Annotated in this window: 24 protein-coding genes; 15 read left to right on the forward strand and 9 right to left on the reverse strand. The window is 71.4% G+C overall.

The genetic code is table 11. From position 1 onward, the window contains the following. Window positions 1–11 precede the first annotated feature (11 nt). The gene (locus AB0H54_RS12190) at window positions 12–476 is read right to left on the reverse strand and encodes an A24 family peptidase (protein WP_357345049.1); all 465 of its coding nucleotides are present in this window, start codon (window positions 474–476) and stop codon (window positions 12–14) included. Between the two features lie 176 nt (window positions 477–652). On the opposite strand from AB0H54_RS12190, the gene AB0H54_RS12195 reads away from it, so the two are divergent. From AB0H54_RS12195 to AB0H54_RS12215, 5 genes are all read left to right on the forward strand, one after another. After that, a complete protein-coding gene (locus tag AB0H54_RS12195; RefSeq protein ID WP_357345051.1) occupies window positions 653–1,774 on the forward strand; it encodes an aminopeptidase P family protein in 1,122 nt (373 codons plus the stop codon). A gap of 48 nt (window positions 1,775–1,822) precedes the next feature. After that, window positions 1,823–2,386, forward strand: a complete 564-nt coding sequence (gene efp, locus AB0H54_RS12200; RefSeq protein ID WP_355281422.1) for an elongation factor P — start codon at window positions 1,823–1,825, stop codon at window positions 2,384–2,386. Between the two features lie 2 nt (window positions 2,387–2,388). Continuing rightward, a complete protein-coding gene (nusB, locus tag AB0H54_RS12205) occupies window positions 2,389–2,904 on the forward strand; it encodes a transcription antitermination factor NusB (RefSeq protein WP_355281420.1) in 516 nt (171 codons plus the stop codon). After that, window positions 2,901–3,167 carry a YciI family protein gene (locus tag AB0H54_RS12210; protein WP_357345053.1) on the forward strand — a complete coding sequence of 89 codons (267 nt, stop codon included), beginning with the start codon at window positions 2,901–2,903 and terminating at the stop codon, window positions 3,165–3,167. Before nusB ends, AB0H54_RS12210 begins: the two co-directional genes overlap by 4 nt. Window positions 3,168–3,307: 140 nt before the next feature. Beyond that, complete coding sequence (locus tag AB0H54_RS12215; RefSeq protein WP_357345055.1) at window positions 3,308–4,243, forward strand: hypothetical protein; 936 nt, start codon at window positions 3,308–3,310, stop codon at window positions 4,241–4,243. A gap of 139 nt (window positions 4,244–4,382) precedes the next feature. Here the strand turns inward: AB0H54_RS12215 and AB0H54_RS12220 are convergent, their stop codons facing one another. The 3 genes from AB0H54_RS12220 to AB0H54_RS12230 all read right to left on the reverse strand — a co-directional run bounded on the left by AB0H54_RS12220 (window position 4,383) and on the right by AB0H54_RS12230 (window position 9,260). Further along, the gene (locus AB0H54_RS12220) at window positions 4,383–6,866 is read right to left on the reverse strand and encodes an NERD domain-containing protein (RefSeq protein WP_357345057.1); all 2,484 of its coding nucleotides are present in this window, start codon (window positions 6,864–6,866) and stop codon (window positions 4,383–4,385) included. Window positions 6,867–6,980: 114 nt separating this feature from the next. Further along, the gene (locus tag AB0H54_RS12225; RefSeq protein ID WP_357345059.1) at window positions 6,981–8,168 is read right to left on the reverse strand and encodes a serpin family protein; all 1,188 of its coding nucleotides are present in this window, start codon (window positions 8,166–8,168) and stop codon (window positions 6,981–6,983) included. 126 nt (window positions 8,169–8,294) lie between these two features. Then, window positions 8,295–9,260: a zinc-binding dehydrogenase gene (locus tag AB0H54_RS12230; protein WP_357345061.1), complete on the reverse strand. Its 966-nt coding sequence runs from the start codon at window positions 9,258–9,260 to the stop codon at window positions 8,295–8,297. Window positions 9,261–9,357: 97 nt separating this feature from the next. Here AB0H54_RS12230 and AB0H54_RS12235 point away from each other — a divergent pair, with 97 nt between their 5' ends. Further along, window positions 9,358–9,933 carry a TetR/AcrR family transcriptional regulator gene (locus AB0H54_RS12235; protein ID WP_357345063.1) on the forward strand — a complete coding sequence of 192 codons (576 nt, stop codon included), beginning with the start codon at window positions 9,358–9,360 and terminating at the stop codon, window positions 9,931–9,933. Between the two features lie 178 nt (window positions 9,934–10,111). Here AB0H54_RS12235 and AB0H54_RS12240 read toward each other — a convergent pair whose 3' ends face one another. Both AB0H54_RS12240 and AB0H54_RS12245 read right to left on the reverse strand, forming a co-directional pair. Further along, window positions 10,112–10,735 carry an alpha-ketoglutarate-dependent dioxygenase AlkB gene (locus tag AB0H54_RS12240; protein ID WP_357345065.1) on the reverse strand — a complete coding sequence of 208 codons (624 nt, stop codon included), beginning with the start codon at window positions 10,733–10,735 and terminating at the stop codon, window positions 10,112–10,114. Between the two features lie 37 nt (window positions 10,736–10,772). Next, window positions 10,773–11,993, reverse strand: coding sequence for an erythromycin esterase family protein (locus AB0H54_RS12245; protein ID WP_357345067.1), 1,221 nt, complete (start codon window positions 11,991–11,993; stop codon window positions 10,773–10,775). A 112-nt stretch (window positions 11,994–12,105) separates the two neighbouring features. On the opposite strand from AB0H54_RS12245, the gene AB0H54_RS12250 reads away from it, so the two are divergent. Both AB0H54_RS12250 and AB0H54_RS12255 read left to right on the forward strand, forming a co-directional pair. Further along, a complete protein-coding gene (locus tag AB0H54_RS12250) occupies window positions 12,106–12,801 on the forward strand; it encodes a MerR family transcriptional regulator (protein ID WP_357345069.1) in 696 nt (231 codons plus the stop codon). Window positions 12,802–12,968: 167 nt separating this feature from the next. Beyond that, the gene (locus AB0H54_RS12255) at window positions 12,969–14,495 is read left to right on the forward strand and encodes an FAD-dependent monooxygenase (protein ID WP_357345722.1); all 1,527 of its coding nucleotides are present in this window, start codon (window positions 12,969–12,971) and stop codon (window positions 14,493–14,495) included. Window positions 14,496–14,510: 15 nt separating this feature from the next. Here the strand turns inward: AB0H54_RS12255 and AB0H54_RS12260 are convergent, their stop codons facing one another. Beyond that, a complete protein-coding gene (locus AB0H54_RS12260) occupies window positions 14,511–15,401 on the reverse strand; it encodes an RNA polymerase sigma-70 factor (protein WP_357345071.1) in 891 nt (296 codons plus the stop codon). A 116-nt stretch (window positions 15,402–15,517) separates the two neighbouring features. Here AB0H54_RS12260 and AB0H54_RS12265 point away from each other — a divergent pair, with 116 nt between their 5' ends. From AB0H54_RS12265 to AB0H54_RS12275, 3 genes are read left to right on the forward strand one after another with little or no spacing between them, the layout of a single operon-like run. Then, window positions 15,518–16,429 carry an EamA family transporter gene (locus AB0H54_RS12265; protein WP_357345073.1) on the forward strand — a complete coding sequence of 304 codons (912 nt, stop codon included), beginning with the start codon at window positions 15,518–15,520 and terminating at the stop codon, window positions 16,427–16,429. Between the two features lie 54 nt (window positions 16,430–16,483). Next, window positions 16,484–16,987 (forward strand): VOC family protein, encoded by a 504-nt coding sequence (locus tag AB0H54_RS12270; protein ID WP_357345075.1) that lies wholly within the window; start codon window positions 16,484–16,486, stop codon window positions 16,985–16,987. Between the two features lie 29 nt (window positions 16,988–17,016). Beyond that, window positions 17,017–17,805, forward strand: a complete 789-nt coding sequence (locus AB0H54_RS12275) for a MerR family transcriptional regulator (protein WP_357345077.1) — start codon at window positions 17,017–17,019, stop codon at window positions 17,803–17,805. A gap of 98 nt (window positions 17,806–17,903) precedes the next feature. Here AB0H54_RS12275 and AB0H54_RS12280 read toward each other — a convergent pair whose 3' ends face one another. Next, a complete protein-coding gene (locus AB0H54_RS12280; RefSeq protein WP_357345078.1) occupies window positions 17,904–18,287 on the reverse strand; it encodes a hypothetical protein in 384 nt (127 codons plus the stop codon). 44 nt (window positions 18,288–18,331) lie between these two features. Here AB0H54_RS12280 and AB0H54_RS12285 point away from each other — a divergent pair, with 44 nt between their 5' ends. Continuing rightward, complete coding sequence (locus AB0H54_RS12285; RefSeq protein WP_357345080.1) at window positions 18,332–19,108, forward strand: AraC family transcriptional regulator; 777 nt, start codon at window positions 18,332–18,334, stop codon at window positions 19,106–19,108. Window positions 19,109–19,200: 92 nt separating this feature from the next. On the opposite strand, the gene AB0H54_RS12290 is transcribed toward AB0H54_RS12285, so the two are convergent. Further along, window positions 19,201–19,488 carry a hypothetical protein gene (locus AB0H54_RS12290; RefSeq protein WP_357345082.1) on the reverse strand — a complete coding sequence of 96 codons (288 nt, stop codon included), beginning with the start codon at window positions 19,486–19,488 and terminating at the stop codon, window positions 19,201–19,203. 550 nt (window positions 19,489–20,038) lie between these two features. On the opposite strand from AB0H54_RS12290, the gene pyrR reads away from it, so the two are divergent. From pyrR to AB0H54_RS12305, 3 genes are read left to right on the forward strand one after another with little or no spacing between them, the layout of a single operon-like run. Next, a complete protein-coding gene (gene pyrR, locus AB0H54_RS12295; protein ID WP_355281373.1) occupies window positions 20,039–20,671 on the forward strand; it encodes a bifunctional pyr operon transcriptional regulator/uracil phosphoribosyltransferase PyrR in 633 nt (210 codons plus the stop codon). Continuing rightward, on the forward strand, window positions 20,668–21,624 hold the full coding sequence (locus AB0H54_RS12300; RefSeq protein ID WP_357345084.1) for an aspartate carbamoyltransferase catalytic subunit: 957 nt from the start codon (window positions 20,668–20,670) through the stop codon (window positions 21,622–21,624). Before pyrR ends, AB0H54_RS12300 begins: the two co-directional genes overlap by 4 nt. Beyond that, entirely contained in the window at window positions 21,621–22,919 is a 1,299-nt protein-coding gene (locus AB0H54_RS12305) for a dihydroorotase (protein WP_357345086.1), read from the forward strand. The genes AB0H54_RS12300 and AB0H54_RS12305 overlap by 4 nt, the downstream gene beginning before the upstream one ends. Window positions 22,920–22,924 lie beyond the last annotated feature (5 nt).

Genomic DNA, 22,924 nt, shown 5'->3' on the forward strand with positions numbered 1-22,924 from the left:
CGCGCTGCCGGTCATGCCAGCGCCATCGCGGTGACGGTGGCCAGGCACATCGCCGGACCGTGCGGCACCGGTCGCCGCGACCGCGGCCCGCTGGCATCGCGACCCAGTGCCACGCGCAGCCGGTGCCCGCCGAGCATGCCCACCGCGATCGCCGCCGTGAGCGCGGGCGCGGCGATCGCCGCCCACACCCACGCGGGCGGTCCCGCGTGCGCGGCGGCGGCCCCGAGACCCACCGCCAGCTTCACGTCACCGGCGCCGAGCGCGGCCGGGGAGAGCAGATGGATCACCAGGTACGGCATGGTCAGCAACGCGGCCCCGATGAGCGCCGTCGCCAGGTTCCCGGTGTACCCCGCGTAGAGGAACACCGCCGCCGCGCCGACGCCGGTGAGGGCGTTGGGGAGCCGGCGGGCATGGATATCGAGGACACCCAGCAGCAAGCACCAGGCGATGAGCAGGCAGAACGCGGCAGTGGTCATGCGTTCGATCGTGCGCGGCGGCGCGCGCCCCGGCGAGGCCCGTTCGGCGAATGTGGACAACTCCGCGCGATGTGGACAACGCGGTGTCCAGTCGGGCGCGCGGTGGACGCGCCGACGCCGGGAAAAGTGCCGAGTTCGGTGCCGACGTGTCGGTCGTCGAGCGGTAGCGTTGACCCATGTGTGCTGATACCCCGCGTCCCGATCACGCGGCACGGCGTGGTGCTCTGCGGAGCCTGCTGGTGGAGAACGGCGTCGACGCGCTGCTGGTCACCGATCTGGTCAATATCCGCTACCTGACCGGGTTCACCGGCTCCAATGCCGTGCTCCTGGTGCACTCCTGGGATATGCGCGGTGCCGAGGACCGCACCGTCATCGGCACCGACGGCCGCTATTCCGCGCAGGTGGCCGTGCAGGTTCCCGATCTGAGCGCCGAGATCTCCCGGGCCACCGCGCGGCGGATCATCGAGCTGGCCGGCGAATGGCAGCTGGGCCGGATCGGCTTCGAGAGCCACGTGGTCACCGTCGCCGAGCACACCTCGTTCCAGGCGCTGCGCACCGGACTGCAGCTGGTACCGACCAACGGGCTGGTCGAGCAGCTGCGCATGGTCAAGGACGACTACGAGATCGCCCAGCTGCGCGCGGCCTGCGCGGCCGCCGACGCGGGTCTGGCCGACCTGCTCGACCGCGGCCTGATCCGGCCGGGCCGGACCGAACGCCAGGTCGCCCGCGACCTGGAGTGGGCGATGTTCGAGCACGGCGCCGAAGCGATCTCGTTCGAGACGATCGTCGCCACCGGCGTGAACTCCGCCGTGCCGCATCACCGCCCGACCGGCGCGGTCCTGGCCACCGGCGACTTCGTCAAACTCGACTTCGGCGCGGTCGTCGACGGCTACCACTCCGACATGACCCGCACCCTCGTCCTCGGCAGGCCCGAGGACTGGCAGCGGGAGATCTACGAACTGGTGGCCCGTTCCCAGCGAGCCGGGCGCGAGGCGCTCAAACCGGGCGCGGGGACCGCCGAGGTCGACGCCGCCGCCCGGGTCGTCATCGAGGAGGCGGGCTACGGTGCGCAGTTCGTGCACGGCCTCGGGCACGGGGTCGGGTTGCAGATCCACGAAGCGCCCGGAGTGGCGAAAACGAGTACCGGTACACTACTTGCTGGCGTGGCGGTGACCGTCGAACCTGGTGTGTATCTTCCCGGCCGCGGCGGGGTCCGGATCGAGGACACGCTCGTGGTACGCGAGGCGGGCCCGGACCTGCTCACCCTCACCAGCAAGGACCTGACCGTCGTCGAGTGACGCCGGTCCCCAGAGACCGCAGTAAACGAACGAGGAGATCCGAGGACAGTGGCGGACACCAGCGACTTCAAGAACGGCCTTGTGCTGAAAATCGACGGTCAGCTCCAGCAGATCGTCGAGTTCCAGCACGTCAAGCCGGGTAAGGGCCCCGCTTTCGTGCGGACCAAGCTGAAGAACGTCGTGTCCGGCAAGGTCGTCGACAAGACCTTCAACGCGGGCGTCAAGGTCGAGACCGCGACCGTCGACCGTCGCGACATGACCTACCTGTACCACGACGGCACCGATTACATCTTCATGGACGGTGACACCTACGACCAGATCTCCATCCCGGAGGCCACCATCGGTCAGGGTGCGCGCTTCCTGCTGGAGAACATGGGCGTACAGGTGGCCGTGCACGAGGACGCGCCGCTGTTCGTCGAGCTCCCCGTCACCATCGAGCTGGTCGTGCAGCACACCGACATCGGCCTGCAGGGTGACCGCTCCACCGGTGGCACCAAGCCCGCCACCCTGGAAACCGGCGCCGAGGTGCAGGTCCCGCTGTTCATCAACACCGGCGACAAGCTGAAGATCGACTCGCGCGACGGCAACTACCTCGGCCGCGTCAACGCCTGATCGTGACGGACTCCCCGGCAGACAAAAAGGGCTCGTTCAAGAAGCTCGGCGCACGCCACAAGGCGCGCCGCCGGGCCGTGGACCTGCTGTTCGAGGCGGAGGCGCGCGACGTCGACGTCTCCGACCTGCTCTCCGAACGCGCCGACCTGGCGACTCGTGACCAGAGCGTGGCTCCCGTGCACGCCTACACCTCGGTCCTGGTCGAAGGCGTCGCCGACGACCTGGACCGGGTCGACGGCACCATCGAGGGCTACCTGCAGGACTGGACGCTGTCGCGCCTGCCCGCCGTCGACCGGGCGATCCTGCGGATCGCGGTGTGGGAGCTGTTCCACGCCACCGACGTCCCCCCGGTGGTCGCGGTCGACGAGGCCGTCGAGCTGGCCAAGGAGCTGTCCACCGACGACTCGCCGTCGTTCGTGAACGGTGTGCTGGGGCAGGTCGTGCAGGTCGCGCCGCAGGTGCGCGCCGCCGCGGCCGCCACCAGGGCCGCGCGTCCCGCGCCGGAGGACCGGTCGTGACGAACAAGTACCTCGTCATGGTCATGCGCACCCCCGCGTTCGACCAGTCCGTGGTCGAACCGCACCGCGCGTTCCTGCAGGAACTGCTCGCCAAGGGGCAGCTGCAGGAGAGTGGCCGGTTCACCGACGGCACCGGCGGCGCCTACGTCGTCCTGGCCGAAAGCCTGGACGCCGCAACGGCTATCGCGCACGCCGATCCGGTGCACACCACCGGAGCGTCGGAACTGACGATCTACGAATGGGAGATCGCCGTCTCGGCGTGAGACCTTCCGGCGACAGCCGCGCATCCTCCCGGATGCGCGGCTGTCGCCGTTTCCGGGCCACTTCCGATGCGGATCACGATGGCGTGCAGGAGAATGCAACCAGCATCGAACGCCGTCGGATCGGCGGGCTGGGGGAGACCGTGAGTGAGCATCCATCGTTGAGCAGCTGGCACATGACCCGGGCGCAATTGCTCTGGGCCGCACTCGGTCTGGCGGTCGTCTTCGCGATCCTGATCATGGCGCGGGGCAGTGTGCGCGAGATCTTCAAGGTGCAGCCGGATTTCGTGCTCGGGCTCTCGCTGTCGATCAGCACGATCTTCTTCACCAAGGCGTTCTCCCGGTCGGGGATCGCCTCGGCGGTGCACCACATCCACGAACCGCGGGATCCGAATGTGCTGGCCGCCTTGGATTCCGCGGTCGATCAGCGGCTGCACGCGATGGGGTTGCACGAGAACGTCGCGCTGCTCAGCCGCGATATCGCGGTGGCGAGCAAGCGGATCAACGAGTTCTACGATCTGCAGGCGATGGAGCCGCGGTTCCACGCGACGGCGCCGCTGTTGCGGGTGGCGCTGACCGACCTCGACGACGCGCTGGCCATCGTCAACCGGGTCGCCGACCGGATCGGTACCACCGAAACCACGCAGGTGTACCGCATTCCGGAGGCGACCAGGTCGCACCTCACCGACGCGCTGCGCGATGTCAGGGAGGCCTCGGCGCGGCGCAACGAGACCTACGAGGCGCTGCGCGCGCAGGTCGCCGGCGAACCGATCGACGATCTGTGGGGGCTGTTCGCGGTGCTCACCTCCGACACCCTCAAAGCGCAACGCGACCTGGAATCGCTGGTGAGCAAGTCGATCCAGTCGGTGCCCGCCGACCGCATCGCGGTTCTGCAGGGCTATGTCGCGGCGTCGCTGAGCCGGCTGGTCACCGTGGGTGACCTGATCCGCGCGCGTGGGCTCGCCGCGCCGCCCGCCCTGCAGATCATCGCCGAGGATCTGCGGCGCGCGCAGGCCAAGCTGACCAGGGCACAGGAATCCGATGGCGACCAGCCCGCGACGCAGGCGGCGGTGGCCTGAGCCTGATCCCGACGGCCTCCGCCGGTGGGTGTACGGGAAACCGGCGGAGGCGCGACCGACGCTGGGTGGCGCGGTGTCGGGTGTGCGCGGGGCACATCGGTGATCTTGCTACCTCGAGTGCGCTCGAGGTCAAGCCGGTTCAGCGGTCGGCGTGCACCAGGGGCGCGAGAAACCCGGTGACCTGCGCGGTCGAGGGCCGGCCCAGTCTGCGGCCGAGGACATCGGGGGCGTCGGCGACAGCGCGGCACCGATCGGGGTCGGTGTTGGCGGGGTCGGCCGAGTAGCGTTCGCCGACCATGATCGCGCGTCCGGCCTCCCGCCCGGTGCGCAGTTCGTAGACGGTGATCTCGTAGGTCGCCCGGAACAGATTGACCGTGCGGCCGATGGGGGAGCCCGGCGCCGCGGGGAGCTGGCAGGTCTGGACCAGGTCGCCCAGGCTCGTCTGGCGCATGCAGGCGATGAGCTGGACCGTGGCCGGGTCGGTCGGATGCCAGGCGGGCGAGCTGTTCGTCGCGACCATGGTGGCCAGGTCGCCCGACAGATAGGTCGGCCGCGCGCCGTCGCGCTGGTACTCCGCGGCGTTCGGGAACGGCTTGCGGTCGTCGCACATCCGGTCGTAGTCCGCCATCTCGAACCGGCTCGCCTGCACGGCGGTGATGGCGAAGAAGCCCGCCCCGAACAGGGCGATGAACAGCAGCAGTCCGATGCCGGGCCCGATCCGCAGCCTGCGTCGCTCGCGCGGGCGTCGCTCGCGCACCGGCGTGTTGCGCCACCGTTCGAGCAGCGAGGACCCGCCGGACCGGCTCGAGACCCGCTCCTGCGACCGATTCGTGGCGGCCGGGCGGGCGGGGGTCCGATCCTGATCGACCCAGTCGCTCCAGTGTTCGGTGTCGTCGAATCGCTCGGCGCCGCCGTGGTGGTCGGAATCGGGGCTGCCCGATGACGCCGACCAGGCGGTGGCGGCGGTACCGGCAGCGGCGGCGTATCCGGGTGCCACGTATGCCGGATAGTCCGGATCCTCGTCCTCGGGCCAGTCATCGTCATCGGCCATCGTCGGTTCGACCTCGTGCGGGAACTCGGCATCCGAGTCATCGCCCGGTGCGGCGAAGCTGCTCGCGGCGGCACTCGGTGAAGCCAGGGGAGACTCGGCGGACCGGTCATCGGTCGACTTCACCAGCGACACAGCCGCTCCCGCATCCTCGCCGGAGACGGGTGTCGCTGCGGTGACGTCCGTACCGGTGACGGATTCGTCCGGCTCCGCAGGGGCAGTGGCCGTTTCGTCGGGTGACGGAGCAGATCCGTCTTCCGTGCTGCTGGAAACCTCGACCCCGGTGTCCGGTTGGTCCGTGGCGCCGTCCGGTCCGTGGACCTCGGTCACGACCTCGTCGTCGGTGGGCTCCGCCGCGGTGGCGTCGGTACGCTCGGGCAGCGTGCCGACGGTGAGGGAAGCCGCTGGTGCCACGGGGTTTTCCGGATCGTGGGCGTCGATGTCATCCGATGTGGGCTCGGCCGCTCCGGTCTCGTGGGCAGGGGCGGCATCTGCCGCGTGCTCGGCGAGATCGGCTTCGGGGGCCACGGCCTGCTCGGGCTCACCCACGGTGTCGTCGGGAAGCTCCGTCGAGACCTCGGTTCTCGGCGTCGACGCAGTCTGCGAGTCGTCGTCTGTGGCAGCCATACTCACCAATCCCGCCAACGGCGCGACAGCACCGTTCGACTCCTCGCTGTGCCCCGCAGTGTCGTCCGAGGTCGCGGAGACGGTGCTCGGCGCCTGGTCGGCGGATTCCCGCGCCGCCGGACCTGATTCCTCGGTGTCGGCGGAGGTCCGTGACCGATGCGTGAGCCGATCGATCGCGGCGAGGAACCCAGGTGTGCTCGCCTGCGCCACTCGGGTGCCCACCCGGGAGGCGCCACGGCCGGGGGCGGTCTCGCCCTCCTCGGCCTGCCCGAGTCCGGCGGCGGCCGGTGCGGCCCTGGTCGAGGTCGACGGTTCCAGCCGTGCCGGAAACCCCTGGTCGGCCAACGCGACCCGGGACGGCAGCAGGTGGCTGAGATTCAGGGCCGCGAAGACGCGGCGCACATCGTTGACATTGAGCCGGACCGTGCGCCCGGTCTCGGCGTGGAAGTAGTCGCGCAGAGACGAGGAATCGTCGCGTTCGACCAGCACCGCCCGGTACCCGTCGGCGATGCGGGCCTCCTCGAGGGTGATCCGCGCGCCGGGCTGGGGGACCAGCGCGACCACGGCGTTCACCCAGCCGAAGATCCCGGACTGCTGCAGCAGGTTCTTGGCGGCGAAGACCTGCCTGCGCACCTGGACGAACGGATTGGGCACCCGCACCGCGTGATAGAGCGCGGCCTCCGCGCCGTCGACCGTCCAGGGGCCGTTGGGCGGGGTGGCGAGCACACCGTCCTGGCGCGCGGTGAACCCCTTCACCTCCACCACGGTGGCTCCCTGCGGCGTACACACCAGCGCGTCGACCTCGACCGATCCGCCCCGGCTCTCCGGCACATGGCAGCGGAAGATCGCCACGCCCCCTACCTCGGACGCGGCCCATTCCCGGATCGCCGCCGCGACGACCTCTTCTGCGCCTTCGAGTTCGGTTTCGTCCGCGACAACGACGATCACCACGACCCCCTGAGCAACCGATTGCGGACCCCTACCAGGATACGACCTCCGTCGGCGACATCGAAACCGAATCCTGTTGTCGAGCAACAGAATCGGCAATGACGATTACCGCTCTCACCGGGCGCCGCCCGGGGTGTGGCGGGACGGGGGCGAGGTCGCCCATTCCAGCGGCGGCCGAGTCACCTGACCTGCGACAACGGCCGTTCCCGTCGGCCGGTGTACCGCGAGGAAGCCGAACGGCCGGTCGATGCGCACGGAGGTGATCGTCGACCACTGCTCCTGGGGGACGCTGCCCATGCGCATCGCCACGGCGGTGACAGCGGCGGCCTCGAACCCCTCGGCGTCGAATCGGGCCATCACGTGCTGCCCGGCGGCGCTCACCGCCAGCGGAGTGTCGGAGATCCCGGGGAAGTGCCCGGACTCCGCGTTGCCCGCGGCGCCGAGGCCGAACAGGGCGGCATGGCGGGTGAGGTCGTGCGCGCCGCGAACCTCGAACGGCGGGAGTTGCACCTGGACACGGTCACCGCCCGCGCCGAAGATCTTGCGCCGCAGCACCGTCAGGCACGGGGCTGTCGTGTCGGGGGTGGGCGCGACAGCATCGGGTATCGCGCCGTCGAGCGCGGCCAGCCCGGTGGCCAACGCCTGCCGTGGCCCGTCGGCACCGATCAGCAGGTGCACGTCGAGATCGCCGGTGCCGGTGACGATCACCCTGGTCACGTCGGTGCCGAGGACCGAGACGCTGCCGTCGGCGTGCCCGGTGCGGTACAACCCCGGTCCCTGATGTCCCTGCCACGGTCCGGATTCCGGTGTCCAGCGGATCAGCTGGAACGGCGTTACCCAGCGGGTCCGGGCGACCAGCGCGGTGGCCAGCGCGAACACCGTCGAGGCGTCGACGGTGACCGGGAACGTCTCGATCAATCCGCCGGTGCGCTCGCTCGCCCAGGCATCGAGCGCGGCCTGATCCACCAGGGTTCCCGCCGAGCCCTCGGGCATGCTGCGGACCCACTCGTCCCGCAGCGCGATCCCCGGCCGCACCCAGGCGCCGGTCGCCAGCGCCACGTCGGCCGAGGAGTCGAGCGAGTGCAGCAGTTCCAGCCCGGCCCGGTGCGCAGACTCGGCCGAAACCTCCACCGCCGCCGCCAATTCCGCCCGAGCCGCCCCTTGGGCAGCCCCCGCCAGCAGCGCCAGCAGTACCCACGCGCTCGCCCCCGACACCACGGCGTCATCGTCGGCGAAGGTCGCGGTCCATCGCGCGGTCAGCGCATTCGACGAACGGACAGGCAACGCCACTCGACTCCCCATGCCCCGAATCCTACGGCCAGTGCCCGATCTCCGGCTCCGGCTCCCTCCTCATCGCCCGCCCCCGAGGCCGATTCCGTGGACTCGAACCCGTGGGTGCCCGTCGCTGATCGCCGCGGGCCGACGGGATCACGGCCGCAGCAGGACCGTGCCGAGGGCGCTCCGCTCCTCGAGTTTGCGGTGGGCGTCGGCGGCTCCGGTCAGCGGCAGGACGGAGTCGATGCCGACGGTCAGCTGTCCCCGCGCGGCGGCGTCGAGGGCGTCCGCTCGTCGGCGGGCCACCTCGCCGAGCCAGGCGGGGCCCGCGCAGCCGGTGAGGGTGAGGCCGCGCAGGATCAGGTCGACGGCGGCGAGCTGGGTGGGGACTCCCGCGAGCCAGCCGTAGCTGAGGACGCGGCCGGTGCGCGGGGTGATCAGGTCGAGCAGCGGCGTCACGGAATCGCCGCCGATGGAGTCGAAGACGACGTCGACGGTGCCGCCTGCCAGCAGGTCGCGGAGCTGATCGGCCCAGTCGGGCGCGGTGTGGTCGACGACCTCGGCGGCGCCGTGCTCGCGGGCCAGCCGGGCCTTCTCGGCGCCGCCCGCGGTGGCGATCACGCGCACCCCGCGCGCCGCGCACAGCTGGGTGAGCGCGCTGCCGACGCCGGTGGCGGCCGCTTCGACCAGGACGGTCTCGCCCGGCGCGAGCGCCGCGGTCGCGACCAGGGCCAAGGCGACCGAGCCCGGCATCTGGGTGGCGGCGGCGAGGTCGGTGCGCAGGCCGTCGGGGATGACGGTCACCGAATCCGCCTCGGCCACCACGAGTTCGGCGTAGGCGCCGACGCCGCTGGTGGTGGCGACGACCCGGGTGCCGAGCAGCGCCGGGTCCACGCCGGCGCCGAGTTCGGTCACCGTGCCCGCCGCCTGGAACCCGAACACCGCGGGCAGTGCGACGGGGATGGGGAACTCGCCTGCCCGCACCTTGGTCTCCGGGTAGAGCACCGGGATCGCCTCGGCGCGGACGAGGACCTGCCCGCCGCCCGGTCGCGGTGCGTCGACCGCGCGCGGCACCAGCACCTCGGGGGCGCCGGTCTCGGTCATTACGATTGCCTGCATCAGAACTCCATAAGTTGACTGCCGGTCCAGATATCCGAACGATATGGACCGGCGGTCAACTTGTCAACGGATCGGCCGATGCCGAGGAAGCGACGCGATGACAGGCCCACGCCCCACCGAACGCGCCGACGCCGCGCGCAACCGTCGAGCGATCCTCGAGGCGACCGCCGCACTGCTGGCCGAACACGGTGCGGCGGGGGTGACGATGGATCGGGTCGCCGCGGCCGCGGGTGTTGCCAAAGGGACCATCTTCCATCGCTTCGGCAGCCGGGCCGGCCTGCTGTACGAGCTGGTGGCCGAGGGGGCGGCCGAGATGATGGCGGCGGTGGCCGGCGGGCCGCCGCCGCTGGGGCCCGGCGCGCCGGCGACCGACCGGCTACTCGCCTTCTTCGACGCGATGACGACGATGGTCACCGCTGACGTCGAACTCATCGCCGCCTACCAGGCCATGCCCCCGCACCCGCGCAGCGCGGAATTCCATGCCTTCTGGGCCGAACACATCACGGCATTGCTGCGCGAGGTCCGCCCGGAGATCGACGCCGAGACGGTGGGCGCGCTGTTGCTGTCGATCATCGGCGGGGAACTCGCGCAGCAGATGGCCAGGGCGGGCGAGGTCGACCGGCTGCGCGCGGGCGTGCGGGAACTCGTGCACTCGGTGCTGACCGTGCCGTGACCCGCTGCGGCGCAGTCGGTCACGGTGCCCGCGGCTGGCCGCGTGAACTGCTCGGCAGTCAGCCGGACCGCTGAGGTATGCCCGATCGAGCGTGTCGCGGAATCGTGCGGTAGCCGGGCCGGGGCGGTCTGCGCGGAGTCGGGGAACTCCGTGTCGGGCACGGGTTCCGGCGGGATCGTCAGCGTACGTTGCGTGGGCGGAACTGGATGCTGATGCGTGGGCCGACCGGGCGCGTGGTCTTGGGTACCGCGTGCTCCCAGGTGCGCTGGCAGGCGCCGCCCATCACCAGCAGGTCACCGTGTCCTGCGGTGAACCGCACGCTGGCCCCGCCGCCGCGTGGGCGCAGCAGTAGGGCGCGTGGCGCGCCGACCGAGACGATCGCGACCATGGTGTCGTGGGTGGCGCCGCGCCCGATCGTGTCGCCGTGCCAGGCCACGCTGTCGCGGCCGTCGCGATAGAAGCACAGCCCCGCGGTGCGGAAGGGTTCGCCGAGTTCGGCGGCGTAGTGCTCGCTCAACGCGTCCCTGGCGGCGACGAGGATCCGGTCGGGGAGCGGGTCGTGCTCGCCGAAGAACGACACGAGGCGTGGCACGTCGACGACCCGGTCGTACATGGGGCGGCGCTCGGCGTGCCACGGCACCCGCTCCGCGAGCCGGTCGAACACCACGCTCGCGCCGGTCAGCCAGCCGGGCAGGACATCCACCCAGGCCGTCGCGTCGAGCTGGGTGCGCCGGATCGGCTCGATCGAACCCAGCGCAACCGCCTCACCGTCGAACAGTGAACCTTGCAGGGGCAGCGACATGGCGACAGTCTAGCGCGGGTTCGAACGTATGTTCGGATCAGTGCCAGTATTCGTGTCGGGTGCCGTCGGTGTCGGCGACGAACACGATCGCGTCGGCGCCCGCGAGCCCGTCCGGCTCGAAGGGGAGGTGACCGGGCACGATCGGGTCGCCCGCGCGGATCGACGGCGGGAGCGCGGCGCGCAGGGCGGGCGCGGAGAACAGTGCGCGGCGGGCGGTGGCCGCGGCCAGTTCGAACTGGAGGGTGCCCGGTGCGCTGGCCGGGTTCGCGTCGGTCGCCACGAACGTGTAGCGCTCATCCAGGGTGAGCGCGACCAGCGCGCCCGCCCCGGACCAGTGCGCGTCCTCGCCGCCCATGGTGAGGGTGGATCCGGCGCGTTGCAGGTGCACGTTGTGCGCGAAGACCAGGGTCGGTCCGCGTCCCTGCTCGTCGGCGACGATCGCGAGCAGGTTGTCGGCCATCATCTCCGCGCGGACGCTGAGCAGGTTCGCGACGCGATCGGGGCCGGGCGTGGCCATGGCGGCGTGGTAGCGCAGCAGGCCGAGCGCGGTGCGCGCGTAGGCGAGGGCGAGGTCGTAGCCGGCCGGGTCGGCGGGCCGCAGCGACGGTGCCGCGCGACGCAGCGCGCTCGCGATGTCGTCGGCGACGACGCGCAGCGCGCGGGCGCGCTCGGAATCGCCGATCGAGACGGCCGGGTCGTACACGGCCGCCGGATTCGACCAGTCGGCATCCTCGCCGAGCAGCGCCTCGAGCTCGCGCATCGACGTCGGCCGCAGCGGTTCGGGCAGATACTCGCCGGCCGTGGTCAGAGCGACTCGGGGGCTGGGCACGTCGGTCTGCTCGGTCGGCGCGTCGAAGCCATGGAAGCGAAAGCGGTCGGCGGGGGCGCGGTCGGCGTTGTACGCGCGCAGCCATTCGACGAGTTCGCGATTGCCGGGCACGGCGCCGAAGTGGTGGCTGAAGCCGGTCGCCAGGACCGTCTCGAGATCGGTCGCCGCTCCATTGATGTAGTCGTCGACGATCGAGGCGGCGAAGACATCGGATTCGAGCGCGATCGATCGGAACCCCCGCTCGGCCAGCTGGGCCAGGAGTTCGTTGCGCAGCAACGGAAATGCCACGATCCCGTGGGTGGGTTCGCCGAGGGCGAGCAGGACGGGCGGTTCGGCGCGGGTGGCGAGCAGGTCGTCGACGGCGCGGCCCAGGCTCGCCGTGTCGTCGAGCTCGCGGCCGAGGTCGCGCGGGGTGGTGGCGGTAGGCATGAACACTCCTTGGTCGGTAGGCATGCCTTCGACAGTATCGTTGAAGGTTCGGGTGAAACTTTCGCGAATAGTTGCTGGTGATAGTCGAGAAAAGTCTCAAAGGAGGCAGAGCTTGCGGCCGATCGATCTGGCCCGGGAACACGGCTTGTCCGCCCAGGCGATCCGCAATTACGACGAGGCGGGCATCCTCCCGGCGGCCGAACGCAGCGCGTCGGGATACCGGTGCTATACGTCCCGGCACGCGCAGGCGTTGCGGGCTTTCCTCGCCCTGCGCGGCGGACACGGGCACCAGCAGGCGGCCGCGATCCTGCGGGCTGTCCATCGCGGTGATCGCGAATCCGTGTACCGGCTCCTCGATGTCGCCCATGTCGCGCTGCTCGACGAGCGCGCCACCCGCACCGAGGTCGCCACCGCCCTGGGGAGCCTGTCGACCGCCGAGCCCGCGCCGATCGCCGGTCGCGCGTTGACCGTCGGTGAGCTCGCGCGCCGGATCGGTGTGCATCCGGCGACGCTGCGCACGTGGGAAGACGCGGGCATCCTGCGTCCCGAACGCGACGCGGGGACGGGCTATCGAATCTACGGAGCAGCGGCGGTGCGTGATGCCGAGATCGCGCGCCAGCTCCGGCGCGGCGGCTATCGGCTGGTCCAGGTGGCGCAGTTCGTCGAGTCCCTGCGCGCGGCGGGCGGAACCGAGGCGTTGCGCGTCTTTCTCGAGGATTGGCAGGATCGGCTGACCGCGCGCGGCAGGCACCTGCTAGCTGGTGCGGCCCAGCTAGACGGCTATCTGCGACTGCTCGACGAGCCGTAGCGGCGGCCGGGGAGTCGGCGAAAGCCGGAGTAGGCGAGGCCGAATCGCTCTTCGCCCCTTCCAAGGTATAGCCGACCCGGGGGCTTGCGGCAAGACCCCGGTCCTCCTGCACAATCTCACCTCGACATTCGGACCGGCGACAAATGGGAGTGACGCGAGTGCGTGAAATGAAGACCGACGTGATCGTGGTCGGCGCCGGACCTGCCGGGTTGATGCTGGCCGGGGAACTGTCCCTGGCCGGGGTGCGCCCCGTGGTGCTCGAACGACGCGCGGAGCCGGGGACCGCGCACAAGGCCAGTGGCCTGGGCGGCCGGATCCTGGACATGCTGCGCTATCGCGGCCTGCTCGACCGCTTCACCGCTGTCGGCAGCCCGATCCCGGCCCCGATCTTCCCGTTCGGCGGTATGCACGTCGACTTCGGTCCGCTGGCGGACGGGCCGATGGACGCGATGGGCATTCCGCAGGCGCGGGTCGAAGAGTTGCTCGCCGAGCGGGCCGTCGAGCTGGGCGCGGAGATCCGCCGCGGGCACGAGGTGATCGCGCTCGCGCAGGACGACGACGCGGTGACCGTCGAAGTCACCGGGCCGGACGGGCCGTACCGGGTGCGCGCGCAATATGTGGTCGGGTGCGACGGCGGACGCAGCCGGATCCGGGAACTGGCCGCGATCCCGTTCCCCGGCAACACCTTTCCCGAGGTCAACCGGCTCGGTGTGGTCGCGCTGCCGGACTCGGTGGCCGTGCTCGGCGACGGCGGCATCGACGTGCCCGGCTTCGGGCCGATCCGGCCCGGCTTCACCCGCACCGAGCGCGGTGTCTTCGCGATCGGTCCGGTGCGGGCCGACGAGCGGGTGATGTTCTTCCAGACCACCGAGGAGGAGTTCACCGAATACGACAACGACGACCCGCTGACCCTGGCCGAACTCGGTGCCAGCGCCCAGCGGGTCCTCGGTGCCGAGTTGCCGCTGGGCGCACCGGTCCGGTTGTCGCGCTATCAGTTCCAGGCCCGCCGGGCCGAGCGCTACCGGGTCGGCCGGGTCCTGCTCGCCGGCGACGCCGCGCATCTGCTGCCCGCCACCGGCACGGCGCTCAATGTCGGCATGCTCGACTCGGTCAACCTGGCGTGGAAGCTGGCCGCCACCGTCCAGGGCACCGCCGCGCCCGGTCTGCTCGACACCTACCACGACGAGCGGTACGCCGCCGCGGGCCGGGCGTTGCAGCAGACCCGCGCCCAGGCCGCGCTGCGCCGTGGCCAGGACGAGGCCGCCGACGCGCTGCGCGCGGTGTTCCAGGAGCTGTTCGCCGACGAGCCCGCGCTGCGCAAGCTGGCGGGCATGATCTCGGCCGGTGACGTCCGCTATCCGGTTCCCGGCGCCGACCCGCACCCGCTGGCCGGCGCGTTCGCGCCCGACCTCGCGCTGCGCACCGAGCAGGGCCCGACCAGCGTCGCCGAACTGCTGCACGCCGCGCGGCCGGTCCTGCTCGACCTCGCCGATCGCGCGGAGCTGCGCGAGCTCGCCCTGGCACGGGAACCGCGGATCGTGATCGTCACCGCCGAGACCGCGGACCGGCCCGCCGACGCGCTGCTGCTGCGGCCCGACGCCTACGTCGCCTGGGCCGCGGGCGTCGACGAATCCGCCGACGCCGCGGCGCCCGCCCTGCGCGCCGCGCTCGACACCTGGGTCGGCACGCCCTGACGACGCCGTCGCGGATCAGCGGGCGACGCTGGTCGCCCGCTCGATCCGCGACAGCTTCTCGGGATTGCGCACCACGTACACACCGGTGATCGCTCCGTCGTCGAGGCGGACGGTGACGACGCTGTCGACCGTGCCGTCGCGCCGCACGATCAGGGCGGGCGCGCCGTTGATCTGGGTCGGCTCGGTCGACACCGCACCGGGGAACCGGGGCAGGCCGCCCGCCATCAACCGCGCGACCTTGTCGGCGCCGACGATCGGGCGCACGACCGCCTTGACCACACCGCCGCCGTCGGCGAGCAGCACCACCTCCGGCGCGAGCAGATCGAGCAGTCCCTGCAGGTCACCGGTCTCGACCGCGCGGGCGAACGCCGCCAGCGCGTCGCGGCTCTGCGCGGAGGACACCGGACCGCGCGGCCTGCGCGCGGCGACGTGGGCCCTGGCCCGGTGCGCGATCTGGCGCACCGCGGCCGGGCTCTTGTCCACCGCGGCGGCGATCTCGTCGTAGGCCAGGTCGAAGACCTCGCGCAGGACGAACACCGCCCGTTCGACCGGGGCGAGCGTCTCGAGCACCAGCATCATCGCCATCGAGACGCTGTCGGCCAGCTCCACGTCCTCGGCGACATCCGGTGCGGTGAGCAGCGGTTCGGGCAGCCACGGCCCGACATAGGTCTCCTTGCGCCTGCCGAGGGTGCGCAGCCGGGTCAGCGCCTGCCGGGTCGCGATCCGGACGAGATACGCGCGCGGATCGCGGATCTCGGCCTGATCCACGTCGGCCCAGCGCAACCAGGTCTCCTGCAGCACGTCCTCGGCGTCGGCGGCCGAGCCCAGGATCTCGTAGGCGACCGTGAAGAGCAGGTTGCGGTGCGTCACGAAGGCCGCGGTGGCGGCGTCGGTTCCCTCGCTCATGGGTGGTCCTGTCTTTCGGTGCCGGTCTTCCCCATGAGACGCCGCGGCCGGCCACGGTGTGACAGTGGGGTCGGTCACGCGTTGAAATCCGCGGTCGGCTGTGGATTACTCCTGGAGTGGATGCGATCTCGACGACCGAGCGGCCGACCCGCCCCGTCCTGCCCGGCTGGTCGGTGCCGCTGGTGTTCGTCGTCGGCGCGACCTCGCAGTACCTCGGCGCCGCGCTGGGCGTGTTCCTGTTCGACACCACCGAACCGGCGACCGTGGCGTGGTTGCGCGCCGCCGCGGCCGGGCTGGCGCTGCTGGCCTGGCGACGACCGTGGCGCACGCGGTGGACCCGGCGCGGTGTCGCCGTGGCGGCCGGGTTCGGCGTCGTCACGGTGTCGATGAACATCGTGTTCTACGAGGCGATCGCGCGGATTCCGCTGGGCACCGCCGTCGCCATCGAATTCCTCGGTCCGGTGGCGGTGGCCACGCTCGGCTCGCGCCGAGCCAGGGATGTGCTCGCGGTCGTGCTGGTCGCCGCCGGGGTGCTGCTGCTGGCCGGGGTGCAGTTCGACGTCGAGCCGGTCGGGCTGGCGTTCGCGGTCGCGTCGGCGGTGCTGTGGGCGGGCTACATCCTGGTCGGTAAGCGGGTGGCCGACGCGGGTGACGGGCTGGACTCGCTCGCTGTCGGCATGGCGGCCGCCGCGGCCCTGCTCGCGCCGTTCGTCCTGGTCCCGCAGCTCGCGATCGACCCGTCGGTCTTCGCCGACCCCCGCACCTGGCTGTTCGGTCTCGGTGTCGGCGTGCTGTCGAGCGCGGTCCCGTACGCGCTGGACCAGGTCGTCCTGACCGCGGTCGGCCGGGCTCGCTTCGCGCTGTTGCTCGCGCTGCTGCCCGCCACCGCCACCGTCGTCGGTGCCATCGCCCTGGCCCAGCGCCCGACCGCCCTCGAACTGACCGGCATCGCCCTGGTCATGCTGGCCCTGACGATCAGCGCGCTCCCCGCCCGCCAGCCCACCCCGGAGCCACCCGCCCCGCTGTAGCGGGAGCGGCACGCGGTTTGACCCTCACGTAGCGTCAGGGTCGACCATGCCGGTATGAACACATTTCCCGCTTTCGAGATGAGCCCGGTTCCCGTTCCCGGACCGGATGCCGTTGCGCCCGAACCGTTCCGCGGTCTCTACGGCATGCCGATGTTCGTCACCGTGCCGACCGGGGATCTCGCCGCGTCGGTGGATTTCTGGGTTCGTGGGCTCGGGTTCTTCGACCTGTTCACGGTGCCGGGGCAGCTGACGCATCTGCGCCGCTGGGCTTTTCAGGACGTCCTGCTGGTGCCGGGGGAGCGCCCGGCCGACGCGCCGGCCACCACGGTGAGTTTCTCGTGTGTGCTCGGTGAGATCGAGGGGATCGTCGCCGCGTGCGAGGCGGTGACGCCCGGGTGCACGATCGGGCCCCGGGTCATGCCGTGGAACTCCGTCGAAGTCGAGGTCCGCACTCCGGAGAACCTCCGCGTGATCATGACGGCCGCCCAGCCGTTGGACCCGGACAGCCCGGCGGCCGCGCACCTCCGGTCGATCGGCATCGAAGCGCCTGAGCGATGACGGGCGTCGGGCACGGCACACTGGAGGCCGTGTCCGAACCGCTCACCGTCGGCGTCGCGGCGGAACTGCTCGGCGTCACGACGCGCACCCTGCACCACTGGGACGCGGTCGGGCTGGTGCACCCGTCCGACCGCACCGGCGCCGGCTATCGCCTGTACACGGCGGCCGATCTGGTCCGCGCCCAGCGCGTGGTCGTCTACCGCGAGCTGGGGGTGCCACTGGACGAGATCGGCGCGCTACTGGACGCGCCTGCCGCCGACGCGCTGGCCACCCTGCGCAAGCAACGCGACGCGCTGCACGCCAGGCTGCGGCGGCTGCGGCGCACCACCGAGGCGATGGACCGGATGATCGAGGCCAGGGAATCGGGCATCCGGCTCAGCCCGCAGGACCAGGTCGCGATCTTCGGCGGTGACTGGCAGCCGTCCTGGGTGGCGCAGGCTCGCGAGCGATGGGGCGACACCCCGCAGTGGACCCAGTACGCCGAACGCGCGGCGGAGCGCTCGGCGCGGGACTGGCAGCGGATCGCCGAGGACACCGCCGCCCTGCACGCCGACCTCGCCGATGCCCTCCGCGCCGGTGTCGCGCCCGGCAGTGCGCGCGCGGGCGCGCTGGCCGAACGGCATCGCGCGTCGATCGCGGTCTACTTCGACTGCACGCACGCGATGCATGTCTGCCTGGGCCGCCGCTACGTCGGCGACCCGGAGTACACGGCGTTCTACGACGCCATCGAGCCCGGTCTGACCAGCTGGTTGAGTGCGGCTATCGACGCCAATGCCCAGGCCAACGGTGTCGATCCCGAGACGGCCACCTGGGCCTAGTCCGCCGCGAAACAAGCTGTCACAGTGATGATCTGGCGGATAGCCCGGAGTCTGGGTTTCGGTTCGCGCGCCTGTCGTGATCCGGTCGACGCCCGAGCTCAGCCGGTGACCGCGAAGACCAGCGCAGCGACCACCAGTGCGGCGAGCGCACCCACATCGACCCGGGCCACCCGCAGCGTCCGCGGATTGAGTGCCCCGGGGCCGATCGCCGCGGTGAGCACGAGAAACGAAGCGGTGCTGAGGATTCCGGCCCCGATGGTCACCGCCCGGACCGACGGCACGAACGCGCCGACGATCAGCCCGATCCCGACCAGCGCGAGCAGGACGGCCCGATGCCGGAGCAGCAACTCGAGATCCCGGTTCGGCACCTCGGTGCCGTAGGCCGTCGCGACCCGTCCCGGCGCCACCGCGACCACCCCCGGCAGCACATGCACCAGCCCCACGACCACCAGCAACGCCGCGCCGACGATATCCCCGACCATCCGTCCACCTCTCCTTCGACACTGTTCGTGCAAGCATGGCGGGTATGGGCGCAGCACCACTTCCGGAAACGTGCCGACTCCCGGCGACGGTGTGGCTGTGGGCCGGGCACGCGATCTACCGTGGCCCGTCGCTGCGGCTGGACCGGCACTCCGGGTCGGTGGCCTGCCTGGCCGTCGGGCTCGACGCGGCGTTCACGGTCGAGGCCGACGCGATCGGCGCGCGGACGGCACGCAGTGTCCTGGTGCCGCCGCGCACGCCGCACCGGATCGTCGCCGACGGCCGAATGCTGTTCTGCTACCTCGATCCCGGCTCACCCCGCGCCGCGGCCTGCCGGCACCGGATGCGCGAGGGCATCGGGGGTTTCGGTGTCGCCCACGCGGACGAATCCGCGCTGATCCGGCTCGCCGCCACCGACTCCGCGCCGCTCGACCTCCTCGACCTGGCGTCCGGAACCGCGAGCCCCGCCCTCGATCCCCGGATCGCCGCCGCGACCGCCCTGCTGTGTGCCGACCCCGCCGCGGACGTCTCCGCCGATCAGCTCGCCGCGGCGGTCCATCTGTCGAAATCCCGGCTGCTGCACCTGTTCTCCGCCCAGGCGGGCACCACCTTCCGCCGCTATCGGGTGTGGGCCAGGATGCTCGCCGTCGGCCGGGCGGTGGCCGACGGCGCCGATCTCACGACCGCGTCGGCCGCCGCCGGATTCGCCAGCCCCTCCCATTTCAGCGACACCTTCCACGCCCTGTTCGGCCTGACCGCCGCCGAACTCCTGGGTGCCGGTACCCGCATCGTCGTCGAGGAACCGGCCTTGCTCGCGACGTAGCGACCCGAACCGGCTCGCCGGTCGACGCGAATCCGGGTGCGCCCAGGGCCACGCTCGCCGGCCGTGACCCCGCGTCACGGTCGGCGAGCGGCTCAGCCCCGCGTCAGGAAGTTGTGGGCCTCGTGGATCGTGATGACCGGCTCCGCGGTCAGGCCGACCTCCTGGCTGAGCGGCCGGATCGTGGTCTCCGCGAACTCCTGGAACTGGGCAGCGGACTCCCACACATCGGTGACATGGAACCCGTCGTCGGTCTTGCGCACCACATGGAAGATCATCCCGGGCCCGCCGGTGCCCCCGTGGGTGAAGCCCATCTTCTCCAGCACCTGGTCGTACTGCTCCAGCGTCGCGCCGGGGAAATCGAGTTCGACGGCAACAGCCATGACGTCATCTCCTTGCCGAATGGTCGTGCGGAAGGGTGCACGGAATCGCTCGTCCGCACCGCTCGGGCGGTCGAGCCGAAGGGGAGCGACGATCGAACCCGGCTCGTCGACGAACCGGCCGAAGAAGATCGCCGTGACCCGGCGCTCCGATCGGGCCACGCTGTGCGCTGAAGATCGGCACCACATCCGGGCGAACGGGTGTGGTGCGCGTCACAGTCTAGTCGGCCCTCCTCACACCGACAAGCGCTCATCGCGACAGCCGCTGCCCGAGGCTGGTCGAGCGGGCGACGGTGGCCGGTCGGGTGGTTCGTGAATGGCGTCACGTGTGCTCGTGGGGGAGCCGGGTCGGGTGGGAGGTGAAACCGCAGCGCTCACAGGGGTTTCGGGTGGGGTGTGATCGGGGCCGCACGTGGCGGGGTGGGGTGGGGCGTCGTGGTCGCGCTCACAGGTGGGCCTACCTGGTCAAAGGCCGGTCGGGACGCTGATAGGGTGGAGCGCGAGTTAGGCATCCTTTAACGGACCGTCCGGTGAGGCGGGGAAGGAGGTCGGCATGGCTGTGCCCGAACGGGCGGCCAGAACCGGCGCGGGCGAAACATCGCAGCGGCACACTCCCGAGTGGGTGGCAGCCGGCCGCGAGCTGTTGTCGCCGTCGGACGTGAACCGGACCGTCGCGCGCATCGCGCATCAGATCATCGAGAAGACCGCCCTGGATTCCGGCGACGCCGACGCACCGCGGGTGGTTCTCATGGGCATCCCGACCCGCGGCACCACGCTGGCCAACCGGCTCGCCGCCAAGATCGAGGAATTCTCCGGCGTGCGGCCCGCGCTCGGCTCGCTCGACATCACCCTCTACCGCGACGACCTGCGCAGCCGTCCGCACCGTCCGCTCGAGCGGACCTCGGTGCCCGACGGCGGGATCGAGAACGCCCTCGTCGTCCTCGTCGACGACGTGCTGTTCTCCGGCCGCACCGTCCGCTCGGCCCTCGACGGCCTGCGCGACCTCGGCCGCCCGCGCGCGGTCCAGCTCGCGGTGCTCATCGACCGCGGCCACCGCGAACTGCCGATCCGCGCCGACTACGTCGGCAAGAACGTGCCGACCTCGCGCGCCGAGGACATCTCGGTCCTGCTGACCGAGCACGACGGACACGACGGTGTGTACCTGCACCAGGAGGCGCAGCAGTGAAGCATTTGTTGACGGTGGCCGACCTGGATCGCGGCACCGCCACCGAACTCCTCGACGAAGCCGAGCGCTTCGAACAGGCCCTGCTCGGCCGCGAGGTGAAGAAGCTGCCGACGCTGCGCGGCCGCACCGTGATGACGGTGTTCTACGAGAACTCCACCCGCACCCGGGTGTCGTTCGAGGTCGCGGGCAAGTGGATGAGCGCCGACGTGATCAACGTGAGCGCGTCGAGTTCCTCGGTCTCCAAGGGCGAATCCCTGCGCGACACCGCGCTCACCCTGCACGCGGCGGGTGCCGACGCGCTGATCGTGCGCCACCCGGCCTCCGGCGCCGCGCACCAGATCGCGCGCTGGATGGAGCAGTGGGCGCGCGAGGAGAACCGCGCCGCCCCCTCGATCATCAACGCGGGCGACGGTACCCACCAGCACCCCACTCAGGCACTGCTCGATGCGCTGACCCTGCGCCAGCGTCTCGGCGACATCGACGGCAAGCGGATCGTGCTGGTCGGCGACATCCTGCACAGCCGGGTCGCGCGCTCGAATGTCTTGCTGCTCAACACCCTCGGCGCCGAAGTGGTGCTGGTCGCGCCGCGCACGCTGCTGCCGGTGGGCGTGGACAGCTGGCCGTGCCGGGTCGCGACCTCGCTGGACGCGGAACTGCCCGGCGCCGATGCGGTCATGATGCTGCGCGTGCAGGCCGAGCGGATGAACGGCGGCTTCTTCCCGTCGGCCCGCGAGTACTCGATCAACTACGGACTGTCCGAACGGCGGATGGGCCTGCTCGGCGACGACGCGGTGGTGCTGCACCCCGGTCCGATGCTGCGCGGCATGGAGATCGCCTCGGCGGTCGCCGATTCGCCGAAAGCGGCAGTCCTGCAACAGGTGACGAACGGAGTGCACATGCGGATGGCCGTGTTGTTCCGGCTGCTCGTCGGCACCCAGGAGGTGGCGGCGTGAGTGAATTGCTGATCAAGAATGTCCGGCCCTACGGCGAGGGCGAGCCGGTCGACGTGCTGGTGCGCGACAGCGTCATCGCCGAGATCGGTTCCGGCATCGAGGCTTCGGCGGGCGCGGAGGTGATCGACGGCGACGGCCAGATCCTGCTGCCCGGCTTCGTCGATCTGCACACCCACCTGCGCGAGCCCGGTCGTGAAGACACCGAGACCATCGAAACCGGTTCGGCCGCAGCGGCACTGGGTGGCTACACTGCGGTGTTCGCGATGGCCAACACCAGCCCGGTGGCCGACTCGCACGTCATCACCGATCACGTGTGGCGGCGTGGCCAGGAGGTCGGCCTGGTCGACGTGTTCCCGGTCGGCGCGGTCACCGTCGGGCTCGAGGGCAAGCAGCTCGCCGAGATGGGCACCATGGCGGCGGGTATCGGCCAGGTCAAGATGTTCTCCGACGACGGCCACTGCGTCTACGACCCGCTGATCATGCGCCGCGCGCTGGAATACGCGAATTCGCTGGGCGTGCTGATCGCCCAGCACGCGGAGGAGCCGCGGCTGACCAAGGGCGCCGTCGCGCACGAGGGCCCCAACGCCGCCCGCCTCGGCCTGGCCGGCTGGCCGCGCGCCGCCGAGGAGTCGATCGTCGCGCGCGACGCCCTGCTGGCCCGCGACGCCGGTGCCCGCGTGCACATCTGCCACGCCTCCACCGCGGGCACCGTCGAACTGGTGAAATGGGCCAAGTCCCAGGGCATCTCGATCACCGCCGAGGTCACCCCGCACCACCTGCTGCTCGACGACTCGCGCCTGGAGACCTACGACGCGGTCAACAAGGTGAACCCGCCGCTGCGCGAGTCCGCCGACGTGGCGGCCCTGCGCCAGGCACTGGCCGAGGGCGTCATCGACTGTGTCGCCACCGACCACGCCCCGCACGCCGAGCAGGACAAGTGCTGCGAGTTCGCGGCCGCCCGGCCCGGCATGCTGGGGCTGGAGACGGCGCTGTCGATCATCGTGCAGACGATGGTCCAGCCCGGCCTGCTCGACTGGCGCGGCGTCGCCCGGGTGATGAGCGAGAAGCCCGCCGCGATCGTCGGCCTCGACGACCACGGCCGCCCGATCGCCGTCGGTGAACCCGCCAACCTCACGCTGATCGACCCCGACGCCGAGTGGACGGTGCACGGCGCCGAACTGGCGAGCATCTCGAACAACACCCCGTTCGAGGACATGACGTTCCCGGCCCAGGTGTCAGCCACCGTGCTGCGCGGCCGGGTAACTGCCCGCGAGGGCAAGGCGGTCGGGATCTAGGGAGG

Source organism: Nocardia sp. NPDC050718, assembly GCF_040654235.1.
Taxonomy (GTDB): Bacteria; Actinomycetota; Actinomycetes; order Mycobacteriales; family Mycobacteriaceae; genus Nocardia.